General features: G+C 47.3%; 26 protein-coding genes and 3 pseudogenes. 28 read left to right on the forward strand and 1 reads right to left on the reverse strand.

All coding sequences use genetic code 11. From position 1 onward, the window contains the following. The 15 genes and pseudogenes from H8706_RS07630 to H8706_RS07700 form a co-directional block, all read left to right on the forward strand. On the forward strand, window positions 1-300 hold a 300-nt coding region (locus H8706_RS07630; protein WP_262432148.1), incomplete at its 5' end, for a hypothetical protein. 9 nt (window positions 301-309) lie between these two features. Continuing rightward, a complete protein-coding gene (locus tag H8706_RS07635) occupies window positions 310-2,274 on the forward strand; it encodes a DUF1430 domain-containing protein (protein WP_117657600.1) in 1,965 nt (654 codons plus the stop codon). Next, entirely contained in the window at window positions 2,271-2,879 is a 609-nt protein-coding gene (locus H8706_RS07640) for an ATP-binding cassette domain-containing protein (RefSeq protein WP_002593328.1), read from the forward strand. Before H8706_RS07635 ends, H8706_RS07640 begins: the two co-directional genes overlap by 4 nt. A gap of 382 nt (window positions 2,880-3,261) precedes the next feature. After that, the gene (locus tag H8706_RS07645) at window positions 3,262-3,621 is read left to right on the forward strand and encodes a DUF3847 domain-containing protein (RefSeq protein ID WP_002593329.1); all 360 of its coding nucleotides are present in this window, start codon (window positions 3,262-3,264) and stop codon (window positions 3,619-3,621) included. Then, window positions 3,587-5,083: a MobQ family relaxase gene (mobQ, locus tag H8706_RS07650; RefSeq protein ID WP_055266756.1), complete on the forward strand. Its 1,497-nt coding sequence runs from the start codon at window positions 3,587-3,589 to the stop codon at window positions 5,081-5,083. Before H8706_RS07645 ends, mobQ begins: the two co-directional genes overlap by 35 nt. After that, entirely contained in the window at window positions 5,080-6,951 is a 1,872-nt protein-coding gene (locus H8706_RS07655; protein ID WP_015559841.1) for an AAA family ATPase, read from the forward strand. The genes mobQ and H8706_RS07655 overlap by 4 nt, the downstream gene beginning before the upstream one ends. Window positions 6,952-7,093: 142 nt before the next feature. Continuing rightward, the gene (locus H8706_RS07660; protein WP_002593332.1) at window positions 7,094-7,252 is read left to right on the forward strand and encodes a transposon-encoded TnpW family protein; all 159 of its coding nucleotides are present in this window, start codon (window positions 7,094-7,096) and stop codon (window positions 7,250-7,252) included. A gap of 41 nt (window positions 7,253-7,293) precedes the next feature. Further along, window positions 7,294-8,163: pseudogene (locus H8706_RS07665) on the forward strand (VirD4-like conjugal transfer protein, CD1115 family); the annotation flags it as partial. A gap of 2 nt (window positions 8,164-8,165) precedes the next feature. Beyond that, window positions 8,166-8,294, forward strand: a pseudogene (locus tag H8706_RS07670) (Maff2 family mobile element protein); the annotation flags it as partial. 178 nt (window positions 8,295-8,472) lie between these two features. Then, a complete protein-coding gene (locus H8706_RS07675) occupies window positions 8,473-8,832 on the forward strand; it encodes a PadR family transcriptional regulator (RefSeq protein WP_015534245.1) in 360 nt (119 codons plus the stop codon). Further along, the gene (locus tag H8706_RS07680) at window positions 8,829-9,287 is read left to right on the forward strand and encodes a DUF1700 domain-containing protein (RefSeq protein ID WP_117530251.1); all 459 of its coding nucleotides are present in this window, start codon (window positions 8,829-8,831) and stop codon (window positions 9,285-9,287) included. The genes H8706_RS07675 and H8706_RS07680 overlap by 4 nt, the downstream gene beginning before the upstream one ends. A 3-nt stretch (window positions 9,288-9,290) precedes the next feature. Then, on the forward strand, window positions 9,291-9,734 hold the full coding sequence (locus tag H8706_RS07685; RefSeq protein ID WP_117499030.1) for a hypothetical protein: 444 nt from the start codon (window positions 9,291-9,293) through the stop codon (window positions 9,732-9,734). Between the two features lie 165 nt (window positions 9,735-9,899). After that, window positions 9,900-10,322, forward strand: coding sequence for a sigma-70 family RNA polymerase sigma factor (locus H8706_RS07690; protein WP_195380277.1), 423 nt, complete (start codon window positions 9,900-9,902; stop codon window positions 10,320-10,322). Continuing rightward, a complete protein-coding gene (locus H8706_RS07695) occupies window positions 10,315-10,512 on the forward strand; it encodes a helix-turn-helix domain-containing protein (RefSeq protein WP_195380276.1) in 198 nt (65 codons plus the stop codon). The genes H8706_RS07690 and H8706_RS07695 overlap by 8 nt, the downstream gene beginning before the upstream one ends. Before the next feature lie 31 nt (window positions 10,513-10,543). Continuing rightward, a complete protein-coding gene (locus H8706_RS07700; protein WP_227135515.1) occupies window positions 10,544-10,828 on the forward strand; it encodes a hypothetical protein in 285 nt (94 codons plus the stop codon). Window positions 10,829-10,878: 50 nt separating this feature from the next. Here H8706_RS07700 and H8706_RS07705 read toward each other — a convergent pair whose 3' ends face one another. Then, entirely contained in the window at window positions 10,879-11,070 is a 192-nt protein-coding gene (locus H8706_RS07705; protein ID WP_262432150.1) for a hypothetical protein, read from the reverse strand. A gap of 498 nt (window positions 11,071-11,568) precedes the next feature. On the opposite strand from H8706_RS07705, the gene H8706_RS07710 reads away from it, so the two are divergent. The 13 genes and pseudogenes from H8706_RS07710 (at window position 11,569) to dcm (ending at window position 22,923) form a co-directional block, all read left to right on the forward strand. Beyond that, entirely contained in the window at window positions 11,569-11,964 is a 396-nt protein-coding gene (locus H8706_RS07710; protein ID WP_109215851.1) for a plasmid mobilization protein, read from the forward strand. Continuing rightward, a complete protein-coding gene (locus H8706_RS07715) occupies window positions 11,936-13,558 on the forward strand; it encodes a relaxase/mobilization nuclease domain-containing protein (RefSeq protein ID WP_109215852.1) in 1,623 nt (540 codons plus the stop codon). Before H8706_RS07710 ends, H8706_RS07715 begins: the two co-directional genes overlap by 29 nt. Window positions 13,559-13,742: 184 nt before the next feature. Then, entirely contained in the window at window positions 13,743-13,955 is a 213-nt protein-coding gene (locus tag H8706_RS07720; RefSeq protein WP_118371690.1) for a hypothetical protein, read from the forward strand. Beyond that, complete coding sequence (locus H8706_RS07725; RefSeq protein ID WP_109215853.1) at window positions 13,945-14,688, forward strand: phage replisome organizer N-terminal domain-containing protein; 744 nt, start codon at window positions 13,945-13,947, stop codon at window positions 14,686-14,688. Before H8706_RS07720 ends, H8706_RS07725 begins: the two co-directional genes overlap by 11 nt. Continuing rightward, window positions 14,685-15,542: an ATP-binding protein gene (locus H8706_RS07730; protein ID WP_195255629.1), complete on the forward strand. Its 858-nt coding sequence runs from the start codon at window positions 14,685-14,687 to the stop codon at window positions 15,540-15,542. The genes H8706_RS07725 and H8706_RS07730 overlap by 4 nt, the downstream gene beginning before the upstream one ends. Continuing rightward, entirely contained in the window at window positions 15,539-15,727 is a 189-nt protein-coding gene (locus tag H8706_RS07735) for a transposon-encoded TnpW family protein (protein ID WP_002569233.1), read from the forward strand. The genes H8706_RS07730 and H8706_RS07735 overlap by 4 nt, the downstream gene beginning before the upstream one ends. A 111-nt stretch (window positions 15,728-15,838) precedes the next feature. Further along, on the forward strand, window positions 15,839-17,449 hold the full coding sequence (locus H8706_RS07740) for a recombinase family protein (protein WP_012744300.1): 1,611 nt from the start codon (window positions 15,839-15,841) through the stop codon (window positions 17,447-17,449). Window positions 17,450-17,536: 87 nt separating this feature from the next. Next, window positions 17,537-17,629, forward strand: a pseudogene (locus tag H8706_RS12430) (Maff2 family mobile element protein); the annotation flags it as partial. Window positions 17,630-17,632: 3 nt separating this feature from the next. Next, window positions 17,633-18,502 (forward strand): VirB6/TrbL-like conjugal transfer protein, CD1112 family, encoded by an 870-nt coding sequence (locus tag H8706_RS07750; protein WP_262432152.1) that lies wholly within the window; start codon window positions 17,633-17,635, stop codon window positions 18,500-18,502. A 67-nt stretch (window positions 18,503-18,569) separates the two neighbouring features. Next, window positions 18,570-19,049, forward strand: a complete 480-nt coding sequence (locus tag H8706_RS07755; protein ID WP_262432199.1) for an MT-A70 family methyltransferase — start codon at window positions 18,570-18,572, stop codon at window positions 19,047-19,049. A gap of 14 nt (window positions 19,050-19,063) precedes the next feature. Beyond that, a complete protein-coding gene (locus tag H8706_RS07760) occupies window positions 19,064-19,522 on the forward strand; it encodes a PrgI family protein (RefSeq protein WP_262432153.1) in 459 nt (152 codons plus the stop codon). Continuing rightward, window positions 19,407-21,827, forward strand: coding sequence for a VirB4-like conjugal transfer ATPase, CD1110 family (locus H8706_RS07765; RefSeq protein ID WP_394354545.1), 2,421 nt, complete (start codon window positions 19,407-19,409; stop codon window positions 21,825-21,827). The genes H8706_RS07760 and H8706_RS07765 overlap by 116 nt, the downstream gene beginning before the upstream one ends. Beyond that, window positions 21,820-22,923 carry a DNA (cytosine-5-)-methyltransferase gene (gene dcm / locus H8706_RS07770; protein WP_262432154.1) on the forward strand — a complete coding sequence of 368 codons (1,104 nt, stop codon included), beginning with the start codon at window positions 21,820-21,822 and terminating at the stop codon, window positions 22,921-22,923. Before H8706_RS07765 ends, dcm begins: the two co-directional genes overlap by 8 nt. Window positions 22,924-22,975: the final 52 nt, after the last annotated feature.

Genomic DNA, 22,975 nt, shown 5'->3' on the forward strand with positions numbered 1-22,975 from the left:
TGGGCTACTTCGTTCTTTCGCCGGTGCATCATACCGGCTACTCATTGTCAAGCAAACCGTGGAATAAATGCGGTCGGTTTGCGTAAATTAACGAAATACTGCGATTCATTTCGTTTTTTGGAGCTTTTTTGTGTCTATTTTTACTGGGATGGCACAATTGTTCACGAGTTTTATGGTACAATTTATGCGAATAAAGAAAACGGAAAATTAGAATCTAACAAGAGAATGTGGTTGTATGAAAAAATCCATATTAGTATTTTGGGCAATCGTGTGTCTGTTACCTATTCAAAGGAGGTTTAAGAATCTTAAATGAAACATATAAGAAATATATTGCTGTTGATTACGATTATTTTTGCTTTTGTTATGCAAGCTGAAGTATATCAAAATATGCTCTGGAACTTTAATGGTGCTTATTATTTATCGTCCAGATACACAACTACTAATGACGATATGGATTCATTTTTAGCCAATGCAGAAGATACAGCTGAGAAGCATGGTGTTCATATTTTTTCGACTTTTAATCAGAGAGTTTCTAATTATCAGACAAGACTTTATATTTATGGTGATGATACCGTTGTTCGGGATAGTCTTAAAAGCACAATGGATATTGAGGAAAAAACATATACGGCTTTGATAGGCGGAATCACCGTAATAGAATTTGAAGATTTTAGAGAAGCAAAAAACACAGGCAATGGACAGGAAATAATGGTCAGCTATATCGGTGACGATGATGACATTATTGCCACATATCAAGATTTGGCAAAAGAATATTCTATATCGCAGCCAGAGTTTTGGCAATCAACCGAAACTGATATGATGTTCATTGTTTGGGGCCTGGTTGCCATATTGATGATTGTACTTAATATGATTGAGGTGATACGCAGACAAAAGGAAGTAGTTGTACGAGCTTCTCTGGGCGAAAATGCTGCTGTGATTGCTCTAAAAGCTGTAGTGGCTGATATGATTTCATATGCTGCATTATTCGTCTTAGCAAAGTTGCTTGTTTCTCAATTTATATCGGGAGCGTATGAAGATCATCTCATTTTGGCAGTGTATTGTGCCGGAGCAGTTCTTTCCGTAATTCCTTATGCTGCTTTTGTCCGCTTTGATGTAAAAAAAGCCTTTGCCAATGCTTCAGATAAAAAAGGTATGTTTTATCTTCTGAACGGTCTTAAAGTATTTGCTACTGCTATGACGATTTTTACAATAACTACAAATCTCAGTAGCATTCAAGGTAATTTACTTACAAACACTACTCTTTTAGAAAATCATTATAATGATTACTATTTTGGAGTTATGCAGATTGAACCTCCTTTTGAAGAAAATGAGGAGGAATCCAAAGAGAGCGAATTTTGGAATGACCTTTACGAAAATGAATACAACACTATAAATCCGGTGGTCTGCATAGGCAGCCGGATAAGCGATACGGATAATTATATTTTTATAAATCATAATGCCAGAGATATGCTGCAAGGGTTTTCTGATATGCTTACTGAAGATGATGAAAAAGAGGATATCGTGGTCTTCGTGCCAAAGGGAAAAAATGCGGAATCATACAAAGATATCGCAAAAGAGGAAATTGACTCTCTTACCCAAAATGCAGAAGAACTGCGTGTTGTTTATAAAGAATATTCTGGCAGAGAGCAATTTTATTATCTCAATTCGAACAGAGAAGAGGCTATTGACGGATTGTCAAGAGCAACAAATCCGATTGTTATTTATCAGGCAAATGAGGCTGTTGCTTTGAATGGAAGTTATATCGAAACAGGAACATATAATGGTGAGGTGATCTACGGATGCGATGAAAGCACAATTCGTAATGCTGCGAAAAAATATGCAGAACAGCTTGGTCCACACTATTTTATGCTGACGAATGTCGGGGAGGATTATACTTATAGTCATAGTTTCCTCGTGAAACTGATTGGCTTTATAAGCTCTCTTTGCGTATTAGTATTGCTGTTAGATATCGCTATCATCATATCTGAAGTGAAAATGGAATTTAGACTTAATGCGATGGAAATCTCCCTCAAAAAGGTTTTGGGCTATCGCTTTTATGAAAGGCACAAAAGATTTATTTCCGTTAATCTCTTAGAAAATATAGCCGTTGTGATATTGATTTGCATTGTTTCGCTTTTTATATCTAACGCAAGTGTCGGGATTGCTTTACTGGTTGGAGCATTGCTCACCATTATTGAAATGGCAATCATTTTCACAAATGTTATGTGGGTTGAAAAAACAAATATCTCAAAGTCCTTGAAAGGTGGATGTTTATGATTATAATTCGTGGCTTAAATAAAGCATTTGGAGAGAAAATAATTTTCTCCAACTTTAATTTGGAAATTCCGGATGGAAGTTTTGTAGTAATCAGCGGGGATAGCGGCAGTGGAAAAAGCACTTTGCTCAATATGATTGGTGGTATCGAAAAGCCGGATAGCGGCAGTATCATAATCGAAGGGCTGAATATTACCCGGCTTAAAAATAAAAACAGTTTTTTTGCGGATACAGTGGGGTTTCTTTTTCAGAATTTTGCACTGCTTGAAAATAAGACAGTTAAAGAAAATTTAAGTTTGATTAAAAAATCAAGCCGAACTAAAGTATCACTTAAAGAAGCTCTTAATCGTGTGGGGTTATCAAAGGAAGTTAACAAAAAAGTTTATCAGCTTTCCGGTGGTGAACAACAGAGAGTTGCTTTAGCTCGTCTTATGATGAAAAAATGTTCTGTTGTTTTGGCAGATGAACCTACTGGCTCACTTGACAAGAAAAATAGAGATATTGTTATGAGGTTATTGCACGAACTCAATGAAGAAGGTAAAACGGTTATCATTGTTACCCACGATCAGGGTATTATTGAAGATGAACCTTATGTTGTGAAAATCTGAGAGTACCTCTTAGAAATGTCTTGATCTACATTTTATGTAATTTGGGTCAGAAGAAAATCCCTTTAGGAACTAAAGGGCGCACTTCTATACTCTCCTATCGGGAGTATGTGCGTCCTGCGGAGCTTCATTCCCGGTCAGCAGAGAAAAACTGCTTGACCGAAAATGTTTCGTCACTTCGTTCCGTCAAGGGAGCTACACTCCCTTGCGACGCTTGTGCGTCTATCCCTTGTGGACTTGCCGTCCGCAAACAGCATGAAATGCTGTTCGCCGCCAGCAAGTTTGGAAAAATAAATACCGAAAATCAGACCGTTGACTGGTCGCAATGTGCGAAAAGTTGACGGTCTTTTTTTATCCCAGAAATCAAAAAAGGAGGTCAATCACAATGACAAAACCGAAAACCCTCGATCAGCTTCGAGCCGAAAAGGAACGAGCTGAGACGCAGCTTGCACAGGAGAAGCACAAGCTGGAGCGTCTGGAGAACAGAAAGAAGTATCTGGAGAAAGGCGAACGCACCAAGCGCACCCACCGCCTTTGCAATCTGGGCGGCACGATTGAGAGCCTTGCCCCGGAGGTCAAAGATCTCACACGCACCGAAATGACAGAGCTGATGGAACACATCTTTTCTCTGTCCGAAGTCCAGCGAGCCGTCCGGCACATGGCGATTACTCACACCAACCAAGCGAACAGAGAAAAGGAGCTGAAAGCCGATGGCACTATTTCATCTGAGCGTCACGCAGACTAAGCGAAGCGCAGGACAGTCCGCTATTGCTTCTGCCGCCTACCGTGCCGGGGAGCGATTGTATAGCGAGTATTACGGCGAATACAGCGACTACACCCGCAAGGGCGGCGTGATCTGCTCTGACATTCTCCTGCCGTCCCATGCACCGCCCGAATACGCAGACCGCCAGACCCTATGGAACGCCGTGGAAAAAGCCGAGCGTGGAAAGAACGCCCAGCTTGCATACAGCTTTGACATTGCCTTGCAGAATGAATTTTCCCTTGAGGAAAACATCGCTCTTGCAAGGCAATTTTTATTGGAGAACTTTGTGAGCCGGGGCATGGTGGTTGACTTCGCCGTACACCAGCCAGACCGGGAGGACGGCGGCATACCCAATCCACATTTTCATGTGCTTTGCCCTATCCGCCCCATCGAGCAGAACGGCAAATGGGGGCTAAAGCAACGCCGGGTGTATGAGCTGGACGAGGACGGCAACCGTATCCGGGACCAGAACGGCGAGTTTGTTTTCAACGCCGTTCCCACTACCGACTGGGGCAGTCCCGAAACGCTGGAATACTGGCGGCAGACATGGGCAGAGTTATGCAACGCCAAGTTTGCGGAAAAGGGGCTTGACGTTCGTATCGACCACCGAAGCTATGAGCGTCAGGGCGTAGAGCTTCTTCCCACCGTCCATGAGGGCGCAACCGTCCGGGCAATGGAGAAGAAAGGTATACGCACCGAGAAAGGCGAGTTCAATCGCTGGATCAGAGCGACCAATGCCGTTATCCGGGACATTAAGAAGAAAATCGCTCTCCTGTTTGATTGGATTGCCGAAGCAAAAGCGGAGCTTGCCAAGCCGCAGGCACCCGACCTTGTTTCTCTGCTGAACGCCTATTACACCCAGCGCAGAGCCGGGGCTTATTCGCAGAAAGGCAAGGTCAGCAACCTAAAGGAGATGAACGAAACTTTCAATTATCTCCGGGCAAACGGCATTTACTCCCTTGAAGATTTGGAACACCGTGTCAGCGAACACAGTGCTGCCACAGAGAGCTTGAAGAAAACGCTGGACGAACAGACCGCCCGAATGAAAGCAATTAAGCAGCTCTATGACAGCTCCGCTGCTTTCCAGAGCTTGAAGCCTGTCTATGACGGCTTGCAGAAAATCAAGTTTGAGAAGCCCAGAGCCAAGTACAAGGCAGAGCATGAAGCGAAACTGAAACAGTTCTACGCCGCCAGACGAAAGCTGACCGGAGAGTTCCCGGACGGCAAGGTGGATATGAAAAAGCTGACCGAAGAGTATGACGAGTTGGAACAGGCGCATGAAACCACCTACGGCGAGTTCAAGACCGTAAGAGACGATTTACACCGTCTTTGGAAGGTCAAGTCATGCGTAGATACTGCCACCCGATTTAACGAGCGCGCAGAGGAACAAAAGCTCCAAAATCGACCCCAAACACGACACAAAAAGGAGGAACTATCCCGATGAATTATACCCAAGCGCAGATTGACCGGGCAAACGCCGTCAGTCTGGAAGATTTTCTCCGCACACAGGGAGAGACGCTAATCAAAAGCGGACGAGAATACCGCTGGAAAGAACATGACAGCTTGACCGTCCGTGGAAACAAGTGGTTTCGACACAGCCAGAGCAAGGGCGGCTATCCCATTGATTTTGTCATGGAGTTTTACGGCAAGTCCTTTCCCGAAGCCGTCCAGCTTCTGACCGGCGAAAGCGGCGAGGGGCAGACCGAAGCCGCCACAGCACCGCCCACAGCGTTTCACTTGCCCTTGCACAACAGAACAGCCGACAGAGCAATCCAATATCTCACAGAAAGCCGAGGTCTCAACAAAACGCTTGTTGAGGCTTTTCTTCTTTCCGGGGATATTTACGAGGACGCAAAGCGGCACAATGTTGTGTTTGTCGGCAGAGACCGAAGCGGTACGCCGAGATACGCCCATGTGAGAGGAACAGCAGACCCATTCAGACAGGACATTGTCGGGTCTGACAAGTCCTATCCGTTCCGATACGAGGGAAACGGCAACCAGCTTTTTGCCTTTGAATCACCGATTGACCTGTTATCGTTCATCTGCCTTTATCCGCAGGACTGGCAGACAAGGAGCTATCTTGCCCTGGGCGGCGTTTCGGGCAAAGCCCTTGACCGTTTTCTTTCTGAACGCAAGGACACCCGAAAAGTGTTCCTCTGCCTTGACAGCGACACCGCAGGAAGCGAAGCCTGTACCCGACTGGCACAGTCCATTCCCGGCGAGATCGCCGTCATTCGCCTTGTCCCGGCAAGGAAAGACTGGAACGATGTTCTCCGTCAGCAAGGGGACATTCCCAGCCGCAAATTCATAGCCGAAACAATCACGCTGCGAGAGCTGCCCACCGCCCAGCCTGTTCCCATGCTCCGCATGGCAGATGTGGAGCTGACGAGCGTGGATTGGCTATGGTTTCCCTATATCCCCTTTGGAAAGCTGACGATTATACAGGGCAACCCCGGCGAGGGCAAGACCTACTTTGCCATGCGTCTTGCGGCGGCTTGTACCAACCGAAAGCCTTTACCCGGTATGGAGACCCTTGAGCCTTTCAACATCATCTACCAGACCGCAGAGGACGGTCTGGGCGATACCGTCAAGCCCCGACTGATGGAAGCGGAAGCAGACCTTGAAAGAGTGCTTGTCATTGACGATAGGGACACACCGCTGACCCTTGCCGATGAGCGCATAGCAAGGGCAATCCGGGAAAACAACGCAAGGCTGGTTATCATTGACCCGGTACAGGCGTTTCTGGGCACAGATGTGGACATGAACAGGGCAAACGAGGTGCGCCCGATATTCCGCAGTCTGGGAGACATTGCACAGGCTACCGGGTGCGCTATCGTGCTGATTGGACACCTGAACAAAGCCGCAGGAACGCAAAGCACCTACCGGGGATTGGGGTCTATCGACATTACGGCGGCAGTCCGCAGTCTGCTCTTTATCGGTAAGCTGAAGGACAGCCCCACAACAAGGGTGCTTATCCATGAGAAAAGCTCCCTTGCGCCGCCCGGACAGTCCCTTGCCTTTTCTCTGGGAGACGAGAAAGGCTTTGAATGGATAGGAGCTTATGACATTACCGCTGACGAGCTTCTTGCCGGGACGGACACCGCCAAGACCGAAAGCAAGACCGCACAGGCGCAAATGCTCATTCTGGAACTGCTTGCAGATGGAAAGCGTATGCCGAGCGCAGAGCTGGAAAAGGCAGTCAATGAGCGTGGGATTTCCTCACGCACCATGAGAACGGCAAAGAGCCGTATCGGGGACAGACTTGTGACCGAGAAAGACGGCACCGCATGGGTCTGCTATCTCCGAAACTGACAACAGGAACACGGCAAGCGTGGCAAAGACGGCAAGGGTTTTATAGATACCTTAATGTTGCCGCCTTGCCTTGTTCCCTCATACTGACACCGCCCGATGATGAACAGTCACCGGGCATTTTTCATTTACAGGAGGATTTTGAATGAACAATACCGCAACCAACAGTACCCCTTGCCCGACTGTGAGAAAGCAGATCGGCAAGACAACCTATATCGTCCGTGTGCATTTCAGCGAGACCGCCAAGGAGACAATGGAGGACAAAATCAAGCGTCTGCTCCGTGAGGAAGTCCGCAAAATGTGACTTCTTTTTGAATTTGATGAAAAAGTCCTTGACTTTTCGTCTCTGGCAAAACCTTAAAGTCGATTTTAATTTCGTGCGGTGCAAGGCTTGCACCGTTTGATATTAAGGAGCTTAGGGACTTAATGGAATATGACGAATTGGAGCTTGACACATTGGGCGACGAGAAAACGGCGCTATTTGTTATCATTTCCGACACGGACGACACTTTCAATTTTGTTGTCGCTATAATGTACTCCCAGCTTTTTAATCTGCTTTGCGACAAGGCGGACAACGAATACGGCGGCAGGCTTCCCGTGCACGTCAGATGTTTGCTTGACGAATTTTCAAATATCGGGCAAATACCGAAGTTTGAAAAGCTGATTTCCACTATCCGAAGCCGTGAAATATCCGCTTGTATTATTTTGCAGGCGCAGAGTCAGCTAAAAGCTATTTACAAGGATAATGCCGACACAATTATCGGAAACTGTGATACAACGCTCTTTTTGGGCGGCAAGGAAAAATCCACGCTCAAGGAGCTTTCGGAAACTTTGGGAAAAGAAACGATTGATATGTATAACACTTCCGAAACACGCAGCAATCAGAACTCTTACGGAACTAATTATCAAAAGATCGGAAAGGAGCTGATGAGCCAAGATGAATTATCTGTAATGGACGGCGGCAAATGTATTTTACAGCTTCGGGGCGTGCGGCCGTTTTTATCGGACAAATACGATATAACAAAACACCCCCGTTACAAAATGCTGTCGGACTACGACAAGAGAAATGCGTTTGATATGGAAAAGTATATGAAACGAAAGAAACCCGTTGTAGCAAAAGACGAGGTTTTTGACTACTACAAAATTGACCTGCCGGAAGAAGCGCATCTTTCGGCAGAAAACAAAAATACAAATAACGAACAGGAGGAAACTTAATTATGCAGTTTTTTTCAGAAGCGGTCAATGTACTGCAAACACTTGTAATTGCGCTCGGCGCAGGTCTTGCGGTCTGGGGCGTTGTCAATCTTTTGGAGGGCTACGGCAACGACAACCCCGGTGCAAATGCTCATGTGCCATAAAGTAACATACAAGAATTGATAGACAGCAACCCACTATTCCGTTATTATCTTACGCACACACTTTGTAACTTTTTCGTTAAGCCTATTGACTCTGATACTTCGGAAGAGATATAATATAGTTGCTACTTAGCTAACCTAAATAGCGAAACTAAAGAGAGGCGACGATATGAATAACAAATATGTCCAGCAATTCAAAAAAGGCTCTCTGGAAATGATACTCTTATGCCTAATCGGACGCAAGGAAACTTATGGATATGAAATTATAACCGAATTGAACAATAGTGCGTCTGTTTTGGGATATGCGAAAGAGGGAACCATTTATCCCATTTTGTATCGTTTACAGGAAGCAGAACTAATCAAATGCCGGTTGGCTCCGGCTGCGGCAAATGGCGGCTCAAAAAAGTATTATTCTTTAACTGATAAAGGCAGGAATGTACTTGATGAACTAATCTTATTTTGGTCAAGCTATGAAAACTGCGTAAATGGCTTTATAGAAAGTTATCAACAAGCGAGGGTGTCCAAATGAAAGAACAATATATCAAACAGGTTGAAAAGGAACTATCTTTACCACGCAAAATGAAAAAAGAGGTTGTGCGTGACTTGAATGAAGTTTTTGCGTCTGCTATGGAGCATGGAGAAACAGAGCAGCAGATTATCCAGCGTTTGGGGACGCCAAAAGAATTTGCAGACAGCACCGCAGAACAGTTTGGTATTGATAACACCAAATCGAAAAAAAGGAACGGCATCATTTCTACTCTTGCTACGCTTGTTATCGCGGTTGCTGCCTTTTCGGTATATGCTGTTACGCAATCAGGAAAAGTGCCAGAAGGAGCAATCGGACAAGCCGACGCGACAACAAATATACAGATTGAGGGCGCGTTTGCCTTTGATATTTCGCAAATCCTTTTGGCTATTGGGTTTGCAGCAACAGCTATTGCTATTTTGTTAATTATCCGAACCATACACAAAAACAGGAGGTAACCAATGAAGAAGTATATTTCTGTATTCACAATCATGGTTATGATTTTTTTGGCTGCGTGTTCTAATCAAAATACATCATCTACACCGACAAGCAATGAGAACAATACGCAATCTAATAGTGTTACAAAATTGGACGAGGGTGTTTGGCCTGCGAATGAGTACACAGAGGGGCTTCCTGTTGCGCCTGGTACGGTTGCATGGGCTACACTTGATACAGAACATGAGAATTGCAATATCAACCTTACCGGCATTAGCGAAAACGACTATAACGAGTATATGGAGCTTTTGAACCAAGAAGGCTTTTCCGTAATTGAAAATGTATCAGAGGAAATCGAGGGAGAAAACTATGTTTCTATCGGGACGCTTTTATCAAACGACGAAAAGTGGTTAAGTATCAGCTACATACCCAATAGTCTAACTATCTACATTTCCTTTGACAATAACTGAAAGAGATAACGGAATAGCAAAGCCAGTCGAGCCAGTCAACGGTCAAGATGAACGGCGCATACGCGCCGCCGTTGACAGCCCCGCCCGCCTTTGCAGACAGGCAATCAAGGGGCGACAGCAAAAAGTGCTGCCGCCCCGCACTATTATCAGAGAGGGGGAATTTCCATGACCGAAGATGAAGCCTACAAAGTGCATATCCAGTACACCTTTAACGCCTTTTGCAAGGTTGTCATTCGTCACGCCGCCATAGATGAAATTTTGAAGATGCGCCGGAGGTGGGAACGGGAAGTTTCCCTTGACTATTTGATGAATGAGAAGTTTGTCCAGCTTGCCGAGCCGGAACAGCTTGAAGAATACCTTTTTACCGCCTGCGGCCAGACCGCCGTTCTGTACCATGCGGAACTTGCCGCTGCCCTTGCCCTTTTGCCGGAGCAGGCACAGGAAGAAATTTTCCGCTATTACTTCCTGCGCCAGCCGCAGAGAGTGATCGGCGTACATATCGGCCGGACACGCAGCACAGCGGGGCGGCATATCCAGCTTGCCTTGCAACGGCTTCGGAAGGAAATGGAGGTGAGCCGGTATGAATAAACTTCTCCCCTATGAAACAATCGTCAAGGCGCATGAGGGCGACCCGGACGCAATCGACACCATTCTTTCCCACTACGCCGGATATATCCGCTACTGTTCCAAAGTACACGGGAAAGTCAACGCCGAGGTTGAGGAATATGTGAAGCAGAAGTTAATTGCCGCACTGTTCAAGTTTCGCTTTGACCGATAGTAAACAGGAAATTAAGGAGGCAAGAGGTTTTATGAAAAATCAGCTTTCAACAGTGACGGAAGTTGTAGTTAGAAGCATCTTTTACATCATCACAAACTATGTATTTGTTAGCATGGGACTGTCGTTTCATACTCATTGGATTGCAATTCTATTTTTACTTTCAATGGTATGGGCTACTATTGACTACGGCAAGTCTGTAAACAAAATAACCGGGAAAAAGGTTATTGCTGAAATACTATGTATATGCTGCATTGCGATAAGTATAGCGATTGCATATTTTGTGGGATATATTCAAGGAGCAATCATTTCCTTTTGAAAACATAACGCAATAACTCTCCGTTTATCATACCAATATGAAATGAGTTTTCAAAACTGAATACCAGCCGCCACCGGCGCGGCCAGCGAAAGCAGTAAGTCTGAAAAAGATTTACTGCTTTTTTTGTTGCCCGGTTCCGCTTCCGGCCATTTCGCCCTGTTCAGATTGTAGTAGTAAGTGAGGGGGAAACTTTTCTGCCCCGGCGTTTGGCATTTTTGATTTTTGTCCGTAGTAAGAAGCAAAGAGAAAATAAGCCGTTCCGTTTGGCAAATTTCAAAGCGCGGTGGTGTAGGGAGTGAAAGGAAAAATTCTCTGCCCCGCCGGTTGCCAAAATCCTGCTACCCGGATTACAGAAGCGAAAGAAATTTTGAAAAATCCCCGTCCAGCGGGTAGCTGGCGGCCTTTGAAATGTATCTTTAGCGGAAAGGAAAAAAGACCGCCCATAGCGAGTCGGAAGCCCTGTCCTGTCCGTTCTATGTACGGAAAAAACCGACAGGGGCAGTCTGCGGCAGTTACAGAGCAAGATTCTACCGAGGTGCCAAAATTCGCTTTTCGCTCATTTTGCCCCTGCGGGAATCTTGTTGGGGAGTGCCTTCCCCAAACCCTGCTTATGCGGCTTGCGCCGCTTAAAAATCCCTCAAAATATTTTTTCGGATTTTTTCAAAAACAGTTCCGTTTTACCCCCTGTTTTTCTCCTATTAGTGAGAGAACACCACGCACAGAAAGGAGGTCTGCCGACCATGAAAAGATACAACACACCGCACCGCAGCCGGGTAGTCAAGACACGCATGACCGAGGAAGAATACGCCGAGTTTGCGGAAAGGCTTTCTGCTTACCACATGAGCCAAGCCGAGTTTATCCGGCAAGCCATAACCGGGGCAGCCATACGCCCCATCATAACCGTTTCCCCCGTCAATGACGAGCTGCTTGCCGCTGTCGGGAAGCTGACCGCCGAATACGGCAGGATCGGCGGCAACTTAAACCAGATAGCCCGGACGCTGAATGAGTGGCACAGCCCCTACCCGCAGCTTGCCGGGGAGGTACGGGCGGCGATTTCCGACCTTGCTGCCCTAAAGTTTGAAGTCTTGCAGAAAGTGGGTGACGCTGTTGGCAACATTCAAACATATCAGCTCTAAAAATGCCGACTATGGCGCAGCGGAAGCCTACCTCACATTTGAGCATGACGAGTTTACCATGAAGCCCACCCTTGATGAAAACGGGCGGCTGATACCGAGGGAGGATTACCGCATTTCTTCCCTCAACTGCGGGGGCGAGGATTTCGCCGTTGCCTGTATGCGAGCCAATCTCCGCTATGAGAAAAACCAAAAACGGGAAGATGTGAAAAGCCACCACTATATCATCAGTTTTGACCCACGGGACGGGACAGACAACGGCTTGACCGTAGACCGGGCGCAGGAGCTGGGCGAGCAGTTCTGCAAAGAGCATTTCCCCGGACACCAAGCCCTTGTATGCACCCACCCGGACGGGCATAACCACAGCGGCAATATCCATGTGCATATCGTCATCAACTCCCTGCGGATTTACGAAGTCCCGCTTCTGCCCTACATGGACAGACCAGCCGACACACGGGCGGGCTGCAAGCACCGCTGCACCAACGCCGCTATGGAATATTTCAAGAGTGAAGTCATGGAGATGTGCCACCGGGAGGGGCTTTACCAAATCGACCTCTTGAACGGCAGCAAGGAACGGATAACGGAACGGGAATACTGGGCGGCAAAGAAAGGGCAGCTTGCCCTTGATAAAGAGAACGCTGTCAGAGAAGCCGCAGGACAGCCGACCAAGCCCACCAAGTTTGAAACGGACAAGGCGAAGCTGCGCCGGACGATACGGCAGGCACTTTCCCAAGCTGGCAGCTTTGACGAGTTTTCTTCCCTTTTGCTGCGGGAGGGCGTAACTGTCAAGGAGAGCCGGGGGCGGCTTTCCTACCTCACGCCGGACAGGACAAAGCCTATCACAGCCCGGAAGCTGGGGGACGATTTTGACAAGGCTGCTGTCCTTGCCCTGCTCACGCAGAACGCCCACAGAGCCGCCGAACAGACCAAAGCCATACCCGAATACCCCCACACCCAAAAGGGACGCTTGCGGGAGGAAAAAGCCGCAAAAACCACCCCGGCAGACAACACCTTGCAGCGCATGGTTGACCGGGAAGCCAAGCGAGCCGAGGGCAAGGGCGTGGGCTATGACCGCTGGGCGGCAAAGCACAACCTAAAGCAAATGGCAGCTACTGTTACCGCCTATCAACAGTACGGCTTTTCTTCCCCGGAGGAACTGGACGAAGCCTGTTCTGCCGCTTATGCCGCCATGCAGGAAAGCCTTACAGAGCTGAAGCAGGTGGAAAAGACGCTGAACGGGAAAAAGGAGCTGCAACGGCAGGTGCTTGCCTATTCCAAGACCCGCCCTGTCCGGGACGGGCTGAAACAGCAGAAAAACGCCAAAGCAAAAGCAGCCTACCGACAGAAGCACGAAAGCGACTTTATCATAGCAGACGCAGCCGCCCGTTATTTCAAGGAGAACGGCATTTCCAAGCTGCCGAGCTATAAAGCCCTGCAAGCAGAGATTGAAGCCCTTATCAAAGAGAAAAACAGCGGCTACAACGATTACCGGGCAAAACGGGAGGAATACCGCCGCTTACAGACTGTCAAGGGCAATATCGACCAGATTTTACGCCGGGAGCGCAAGCCTGTGAAAAGGCAGGAACAGGAACGATAAAAACCACCCCAAAATGTACCCGAACCCATACAGAACAAGGGGGCTGCCCCGTACTCTACCCGCAATACCAAAGGATTTTTTAACGGGCTTACAGGGCAGAAAAACCCCGAAAATGATACCGAGATGATACAGAATTACCGTCGATACCGCCACACCAGCGGAAACGGCAGAAAGGAGCGCACCCATGCCAAGAATGAGCAAGAAACGGCGGCTGGAATGGTCTTTTTTCCTGCGGCAAGTAAAAGTCGGGAATACCACCTGCGACCGTATCACATACAACGACCTCTGCCGGGGCTGTACCTATAGCTGTAAGCAGAGCTTCCGGGCGGTTATCATACTTTGCCCCCGCTACTACTCCAAACGCCGGAAAAAGGAGGACAGGGACAATGGCAGATAACCGCAAGTATTACTACCTCAAGCTGAAAGAGAATTTTTTTGACAGCGACTCCATTGTGCTGCTGGAAGATATGAAAGACGGGATTTTATATTCCAATATCCTCTTGAAGCTGTACTTAAAATCTCTGAAAAACGGCGGGAAGTTGCAGCTTGACGAGCATATCCCCTACACAGCGCAGATGATAGCGACACTGACCCGCCACCAGATAGGGACGGTTGAAAGGGCTTTAGAGATTTTCCGGCAGTTGGGGCTTGTGGAGCAGCTTGACAGCGGGGCTTTTTATATGACCGATATTGAGCTGATGATAGGACAGTCCTCTACCGAAGCCGAGAGAAAACGGGCTGCAAGGCTGGAAAACAAGGCACTTTTACCGCCCCGGACAAAAGGCGGACATTTGTCCGACATTCGTCCACCAGAGATAGAGATAGAGTTAGAGAAAGAGATAGAAAAAGAGAGAGAGGGAGAAACGGGACACCCCGCCCCCGCCGCTTATGGCAGATACAACAATGTGATACTGACCGATACAGAGCTTTCCGGGCTGAAAACAGAGCTGCCCGACAAGTGGGAGTATTATATTGACCGGCTTTCCTGCCATATCGCTTCCACCGGGAAGCAGTACCAGAGCCATGCAGCCACCATTTACAAGTGGGCGCAGGAGGACGCTGCCAAAGGCAAGGCTGCCCCGAAACAGGGCATACCCGATTATTCATGTAAGGAGGGCGAGAGCTTATGAAAAACGAGATTGAAGCTATGATTACGGATATTACAACCACTACCGCCGAAGCGGAGGACTACACAGGCGAGGACGGGCTTTTATACTGCGGCAAGTGCCATACGCCCAAAGAAGCCTACTTTTCAAAAGAAACCGCCCAATGGTTAGGGCATGACCGACACCCAACAGACTGCGACTGCCAGCGGGCAGCCCGTGAAAAGCAGCAAGCCGCCGAAAGCCGACAGAAGCACCTTGAAACAGTGGAGGACTTGAAACGCCGGGGATTTACCGACCCTGCTATGCGGAATTGGACATTTGAGCATGACAACGGCAGAAACCCGCAGACCGAAACCGCCCGCTTTTATGTGGAGAGCTGGGAAACCATGCAGGCTGAAAATATCGGCTACCTGTTTTGGGGCGGCGTGGGGACAGGAAAAAGCTACCTTGCTGCCTGTATCGCCAACGCCCTTATGGAAAAAGAGGTTGCCGTTCGCATGACAAACTTTGCAACGATACTGGGTGACCTTGCCGCCAGCTTTGAGGGCAGGAACGAATATATTTCCCGCCTTTGCAGCTACCCCCTGCTGATACTTGATGATTTCGGTATGGAGCGAGGGACAGAATACGGGCTGGAACAGGTTTACAGCGTGATTGACAGCCGTTACCGAAGCGGCAAGCCGCTGATCGCCACGACCAACCTCACGCTGGAGGAATTGCAGCACCCGCAGGACACGCCCCACGCCCGTATTTATGACAGGCTGACTTCCATGTGCGCCCCCGTCCGCTTCACGGGCAGCAACTTCCGAAAGGAAACCGCACAGGAAAAGCTGGAACGCTTAAAGCAACTGATGAAGCAGCGAAAGGAGAGCCTATGACAGAAACGAAACAGACAAGCACCACCAAAACAGACCGCCGCCCGGACTGTGTGACGGAAATCCGCATGGGCAACTCCGTCCTTACCGTTTCCGGCTTCTTCAAGCAGGGCGCAACCGACACCGCAGCCGACAAGATGATGAAAGTGCTGGAAGCGGAAGCTGCTACACAAAAAACGGCGATTTGACCGACCATAAAGAAGCAGATTTGACGCTTTTGCTGCTATACAGACAGCCGCCCCATGTGGTACAATCAAGGTACGGAATAGTGGGGCTGGCTGTCGGAAACGGAGGATTTTATGTTAAGACAGACCAACCAACAACCAATTACCGCCCTTTACCCAAGACTTTCCCATGAGGACGAGCTGCAAGGCGAGAGCAATTCCATTTCCAATCAGAAGCGTATCCTTGAAACCTATGCAAAGCAGAACGGCTTTTCCAATCTGCGCTGGTACACGGACGACGGTTATTCTGGTGCGAACTTTCAAAGACCCGGTTTTCAAGCCATGCTTGCGGACATTGAAGCAGGAAAAGTCGGGACAGTTATCGTAAAGGATATGTCGAGGTTAGGGAGAAACTACCTGCAAGTGGGAATGTACACGGAAATGATTTTCCCACAGAAAGGTGTCCGCTTCATCGCTATCAATGACGGAGTGGACAGCGCACAGGGCGACAATGACTTTGCCCCGCTGCGGAATATCTTTAACGAATGGCTGGTGAGAGATACGAGCAAGAAAATCAAAGCAGTAAAACGCTCAAAAGGCATGAGTGGCAAGCCCATCACAAGCAAGCCTGTGTATGGCTACCTCATGGACGAGGACGAAAATTTCATTATTGACGAGGAAGCTGCACCCGTAGTCAAGCAGATATACAACCTCTGCCTTGCCGGGAATGGTCCGACCAAGATAGCCCGTATGCTCACAGAGCAGCAAATCCCCACGCCGGGGACGCTGGAATACCGCAGGACGGGCAGCACCCGCCGCTACCACCCCGGCTATGAGTGCAAGTGGGCGACCAATACCGTTGTGCATATCCTTGAAAACCGGGAATACACAGGCTGTCTGGTAAACTTCAAGACGGAAAAACTCTCTTACAAAGTCAAGCACAGTGTAGAAAATCCCCCGGAAAAGCAAGTGATTTTCGAGAATCACCACGAGCCTATCATAGACACCCAAACATGGGAACGGGTGCAGGAGCTTCGCAAGCAGCGCAAACGCCCCAACCGCTATGATGAAGTGGGCTTGTTCTCCGGCATACTGTTCTGTGCAGACTGCGGCAGCGTCATGTATCAGCAGCGATACCAGACGGACAAGCGCAAGCAGGACTGTTATATCTGCGGCAGCTACAAGAAGCGCACCCATGACTGTACGGCGCACTTTATCCGCACCGACCTCTTGACCGCTGGTGTACTCTCCAATCTGCGGAAAGTGACCAGCTATGCGGCAAAGCATGAAGCCCGGTTTATGAAGCTCTTGATTGAGCAGAACGAGGACGGGGGCAAACGCAGGAACGCCGCCAAGAAAAAGGAACTGGAAGCCGCCGAGAAACGCATAGCCGAGTTATCCGCTATCTTCAAGCGGCTGTATGAGGACAGCGTGACCGGGCGCATATCAGACGAGCGTTTCACAGAACTGTCGGCAGACTATGAAGCAGAACAACGGGAACTGAAAGAAAGAGCCGCCGCTATCCAAGCGGAGCTTTCCAAAGCACAGGAAGCCACCGTGAACGCAGAAAAGTTTATGAATGTTGTCCGGCGGCATACCAGTTTTGAAGAACTTACCCCTACTCTGTTGCGGGAGTTTGTAGAGAAAATCGTTGTGCATGAGTGCAGCTATGACGAGAACAAGACCCGCAGACAGGACATTGAGATTTATTATTCTTTTGTTGGCAAGGTGGACTTGCCCGAATAACCGCCCGACCTATCCGACACAATGCGCAAGTGCCGGATAGGAACGGCAAAATTTTTTACACTTCTATTACTTCTTTATCACACATCAGCAAAATCACAAGGTATCAAACAGCTTATGGCAGGCGGCGGTGTCGTGCTGATTGGTACTTCCCTTATTCCTTTGCTGTCAGGATTGTTTTAATCGGTGGACAGCATTTTTGAAAAAATTACAAAGGCAATCAATGACTTTCTTATGTCGGTTATCGAGAGCAGCTTATCTACAATGTTCAACGACGTAAACGAGAAAGTCGGCACTATTGCTGCGGAGGTAGGCAAAACTCCGCAGCAATGGAACGCAAGCGTGTTTTCGATAATTCAGACGCTTTCGGAAAATGTAATACTCCCGATTGCGGGGCTTATCATCACATTTATTCTTTGCTATGAACTAATCACAATGATAACAGAGAAAAACAATATGCACGATATTGACACATTTATGTTTTTCAAATTTTTGTTCAAGGCGTGCGCGGCGGTTGTAATCGCAACGCACACCTTTGACATTATTATGGGTGTGTTCGATTTGGCGCAGTACGTTGTCCGGCAAAGCTCCGGCGTGATAGGCTCAAATACAAGCGTCGATATTTCGTCGGCTATAACCGATATTCATTCAACGCTTGAAGCAATGAGCACGGGCGAGCTTGTTTTGCTTATGCTTGAATCGTCATTGATTAGCCTTTGTATGAAAATTCTATCCGTCTGCATTACCGTCGTAATATTCGGACGAATGATAGAAATTTACTTGTATAGCTCCGTCGGGGCAATTCCGTTTGCCACTATGACAAACCGTGAATGGGGGCAAATGGGAAACAACTATTTAAGAGGACTTGTCGCTCTCGGCTTTCAGGGCTTTTTCATAATGGTATGCGTCGGAATTTATGCGGCGCTGGTAAACAGCCTGACATTCACATCAGATATTCAGGCAACATTACTCAGCGTTGCGGCATATACCGTTGTTTTATGCTTTACCCTGTTTAAGACGGGCGGCATTTCAAAATCAATATTTAACGCGCATTAAGGAGGACGAAATGAAAAAATACAATATCATATATGCCGATCCGCCGTGAAAGTACAGGGGCGGGCTTCTGCGCGGCAGTCCGGCGAATCACTACCCCGTAATGACGGTTGAGGAAATTTGCGAATTGCCCGTACCAAAATTTGCGGCGGACGACTGCGTTCTGTTTATGTGGGCGACCTTCCCGAAATTAGAAGAAGCCTTTGAGGTTATTAAGGCTTGGGGCTTTAAGTACAGCACGGTTGCTTTCGTGTGGGTAAAGAAAAACAAAAAATCGGATAGCTGGTTTATGGGTATGGGCTGGTGGACGAGAAACAACGCTGAGGTTTGCCTCGTCGCAACAAGAGGACACCCGAAACGGATTTCAAGAAAAGTACATCAGCTCATAATCTCGCCCGTTGAGGAACACAGCAAAAAGCCCGATATAACGAGAGATAAGATAATCGAGCTTATGGGCGACCTGCCGAGAGTGGAACTGTTTGCAAGACAGGCGCCGCCCGGCTGGGACGTTTGGGGCAATGAAGTATTAAATGATGTTTGGATTGAGTAAAGGAGTGATAAATTTTGCCTTATGTACCCGTACCGAAAGACTTAAACACGGTCAAAACAAAGGTAGCCTTTAACCTTACAAAAAGGCAGCTCATATGTTTTTCGCTTGCGGCGGCGGTTGGCGTACCGATATATTTTCTGACAAGAGGAATACTCGGCACAACGGGAGCCGTTTTTCTTTTACTTGCGGCAGCGCTGCCGTTTTTCTTTTTTGCAATGTATGAAAAGAACGGACAGCCACTTGAAAAGATTTTGAAAAACTATATAACGACAAAATACAGAAAGCCGCAGGTGCGGCCGTATGTAACGAATAACATTTATTCGGCAATAGAAAAACAAATTTTATTGGAACAGGAGGTTGATAAAATTGTCGGAACACAAAAAGAAAATCACGCTTTCGGCAGAAAAGCCGCTGACGTCAAGACAGCGAAAGCGGATAGCCGACGCCGTGAAAAAGGCAAAAATGCAGGGTAAAATCGCAATGAGCGCACAGGACACAATTTCATATAAGGAAATGCGCCCCGACGGAATCTGCATTGTCAGGGACAATTATTTCACGAAAACAATACAGTTTTATGATATAAATTATCAGCTTGCAAGAAACGAGGACAAAAATATAATCTTTGAAAATTACTGCGATTTTCTCAATTACTTTGATAAATCCATATCGGTGCAGCTTTCATTTCTTAATCAGACAATGGATATATCCGACTTTGAAAAGTCCATTGCCATAAAACCGCAGAATGATGATTTTGACGGGATAAGAGCAGAATACACCGAAATGCTGAAAAATCAGCTTGCAAGGGGCAACAACGGAATTGTGAGAAAGAAATATATCACATTCGGAATTGAAGCCGATAATATCCAAAACGCAAAACAGCGTTTGGAGCGTATCGAAACCGATATAATCAATAACTTTAAGATTTTGGGTGTGAGGGCGTTTTCATTAAACGGTATGGAGCGCTTGGAGCTTCTGCACTCGTGCTTTAACGGTGGCGAGAATAAATTAAATTTCTCTTGGAATTTGATTTACAAAACAGGACTTACGACAAAGGACTTTATTGCTCCGACCTCGTTCAATTTTTCGGACGGTCGGTGTTTCAGAATGGGCGGCACGATAGGCGCCGTTTCATTTTTGCATATACTTGCACCGGAGCTTACGGACGAAATGCTGAAAAACTTTCTTGAAATACAATCTGCTTTATCTGTCAATATTCACATTAAAAGTATCGACCAGTCGGAAGCAATAAAAATGATAAAACGCAAAATCACCGACCTTGATAAAATGAAAATCGAGGAACAGAAAAAAGCCGTCAGAGCCGGTTACGATATGGATATAATTCCGTCGGATATAAACACATTCGGTATTGACGCTAAAAAGCTGCTGGAAGATTTGCAGGGGCGCAATGAGCGAATGTTTTTAGTTACCGTACTCATTATGAGTACGGCGAAAACAAAAAAAGCATTAAACAGCGCCATATTTGAGGTACAGTCTATCGCACAACAGCGAAACTGTCCTTTAAGAAGATTGGACTATCAGCAGGAGGACGGTTTAATGGCAAGCGTGCCTATCGGAATAAACAATATCGGAATACAGCGGGCTTTGACAACTTCAAGCACCGCTATTTTTGTACCGTTCACTACGCAGGAGCTTTTTTCGGACAGTCCCGAAGCGCTTTATTGCGGTCTTAATGCACTCTCAAACAATATGATAATGGTTGACCGAAAAATGCTGAAAAATCCTAACGGGCTTATACTCGGAACACCGGGCAGCGGTAAAAGTTTTTCCGCAAAGCGTGAAATGACAAATGCGTTTTTGGTTACGAATGACGATATTTATGTTTGTGATCCCGAAGCGGAATACAATCCGCTGATACACGCGCTTAAAGGGCAGGTTGTAAAACTGTCGCCCACATCAAAGGACTATCTAAATCCGCTTGACATAAATATCAACTATTCCGACGAGGAAAATCCTCTTGCGTTAAAATCCGATTTTGTGCTTTCGTTCTGCGAACTCATAATCGGCGGGCGTGACGGTTTGGAGCCTATCGAAAAGACGGTCATTGACAGGAGCGTAACACGGATTTATCAAAAATATTTTGAAAATCCCACTCCGCAGAATATGCCTATCCTTGAAGATTTGTATGAGGAAATAAAGAAACAGCCGGAACAGGAAGCCGGGCGTATAGCCTCCGCTTTGGAGCTGTATGTCAAGGGCAGCCTTAATGTTTTTAATCATCATACGAATGTGGATATTTCAAACCGTATCGTTTGTTTTGATATAAAGGAGCTTGGAAAGCAGCTTAAAAAACTCGGAATGTTGGTTGTGCAGGACCAGATATGGAACAGAGTTACGATAAACCGAAACGAGCATAAATCCACACGCTATTATTGTGATGAATTTCATTTACTGCTCAAAGATGAGCAAACGGCGGCATACTCGGTTGAGATTTGGAAGCGTTTCAGAAAATGGGGCGGCATTCCGACAGGCATAACTCAAAATGTGAAAGACCTGCTTTCAAGCGCTGAAATCGAAAACATATTTGAAAACAGCGACTACATTTATATGCTGAATCAGGCACAGGGCGACAGAGAAATCCTTGCGAAAAAATTAGGCATATCACCGCAGCAGCTTTCTTATGTAACACAGTCGGGAGCCGGTGAGGGACTTTTATTCTATGGCAATACCATAATTCCGTTTATAGACCGTTTCCCGAAAGATACAAAGCTCTATAAACTTATGACAACTATTCCGCAAGAGGTGGCAGGCAGTGAATAATTTAACGCATTTAAGCCTGTTTTCGGGCATAGGCGGAATTGATTTGGCGGCGGAAGCGGCAGGCTTTGAAACGGTGTGCCAGTGCGAATGGGCGGACTATCCGACAAGCGTACTTGAAAAGCGGTGGCCTGCCGTTCCCCGCTTTCGTGATATTACTACTTTGACAAAGGAGGGATTTTTTGAAAAAACAGGACGAAAAACAGTTACCCTCATATCCGGCGGCTTCCCGTGCCAGCCGTTCTCATCGGCAGGACGGCAAAAGGGATTTGCAGACACTCGGTATCTCTGGCCTGAAATGGTCAGAGTTATTTCCGAAATCAAGCCCCATTGGGTGCTTGGGGAGAATGTTGCCGGGTTTATCAATATGGGGCTCGACAAAACGATATTTGACTTGGAGCGTGCGGGCTACGCTGTTCAAACATTCGTATATCCGGCTTGCGGCGTCGGCGCGTGGCACGAGCGCACAAGAACTTTTATCGTGGGCGCTGATGTTTCCCACACCCCTTGCCTCCGACGACAGAACTGTAAAGGAAGCAATGAGTATGAACGTGTACCTCTCGGACAATGGGATATTCCGCAAGGTGAACAGGAACGGCACAAAATGGAGCCTTCCTCTGTCGGCGGCGGTGTTTTACCTGACGCCGATAGCGTCGGACGGAATGAGGTCAACGTTCAAGCCGGAAGTAATGCTAAACAGCAAGGACAAGGCGAACTTGGCGGCACAGATTATACGGCTGGAAAATCCGCACTCGGAAACGGCAGCGCTCAATCCCGATTGGGTGGAATGGTTAATGGGTTTTCCTCTTGGCTGGACTGTGGTGTAGACGATATTTACCGTTGCGCTTCTGAAAAATGGCTTACGGAAAACTTTGATAATATTGCTTGCAGGCGCTGCCTGCTGGACGGACATAAATTATGGCAACGGGAGCCTGACAGCGTTCCCCGTATAACAGAGGACACAGCAGGCAGAGCCGACAGATTAAAAACGCTCGGAAACGCCGTCTGCCCTCCGCAGGTTTTCCCCATACTCAAATGTATTGCGGATATTGAAACGGGAGTGTGTATAAATAATTGTGTGTTTGCCTCCGGGCATTAGCAGTAGAACTGCGGGACTTGTGCGTAAACTCAACGAGTTTTCCATAACTTCC

Source organism: Qingrenia yutianensis (assembly GCF_014385105.1).
In the GTDB taxonomy this organism is placed as follows: Bacteria; Bacillota; Clostridia; order UMGS1810; family UMGS1810; genus Qingrenia; species Qingrenia yutianensis.